At 51.7% G+C, this 541-nt stretch carries 1 protein-coding gene and 1 pseudogene; both read right to left on the bottom strand.

Annotation, left to right across the window (positions count from 1 at the left end; translation table 11 throughout):
- Positions 1-260, bottom strand: a pseudogene (locus BWI97_RS28870) (TonB-dependent receptor); the annotation flags it as partial.
- A gap of 16 nt (positions 261-276) precedes the next feature.
- A partial coding sequence (locus BWI97_RS28865; protein WP_233208107.1) for a carboxypeptidase regulatory-like domain-containing protein occupies positions 277-541 on the bottom strand: 265 nt, incomplete at its 5' end.

The raw sequence follows: 541 nt of genomic DNA, 5'->3' as shown, positions 1-541 counted from the left end.
CGAGCCAGCAAGCCCGAAGGACGTCCGTTTAACAATACTTTGATACTTGAACTACCCCGAATCTGAACTTTCCCGGAGACATCAACAGTAAGCATGGGAGCCTTCCGCAACACGTCCACGGCGGTACCYCCCTTATTGGTCAGATCACTGGCCGCGTTATACACCAGCCGATCCGCCTTCTCTTCAATCAATACTTTCCGGGTACTAATCCGTACTTCGTTTAACTGACGGCTCAGGGCCTTTAGCCGAATAGTACCCAAATTCTGGAGGGGTTGGCTATCGGTGATTCGTATGCCGCTCAGGGGTACGGGACTGGTAGCCGACGTAGGTGATTTTCAATCCATAATTTCCGTTACTGAGTTTTGCAAAGGAAAATTGACCGGATTCAGAAGTCGTCTGACCCGTAATCAGGGTTCCGGATTCGGACAGAAGGGCTACACTCGCAAAAGGTACAGGCTGACTCGTCAGGGAATCCACCAGCATCCCCGTTAGCTGGCCTGGATTGAGCGAAGAGCTGGGTAATTGCTGTCCTTGCGTGAAC

Origin of the sequence: Siphonobacter sp. BAB-5405 (assembly GCF_002872335.1) — a bacterium.
Taxonomy (GTDB): Bacteria; Bacteroidota; Bacteroidia; order Cytophagales; family Spirosomataceae; genus Siphonobacter.
Note: the sequence above shows the minus strand (reverse complement) of the source record. Positions and strands in the feature narration are given on the sequence as shown.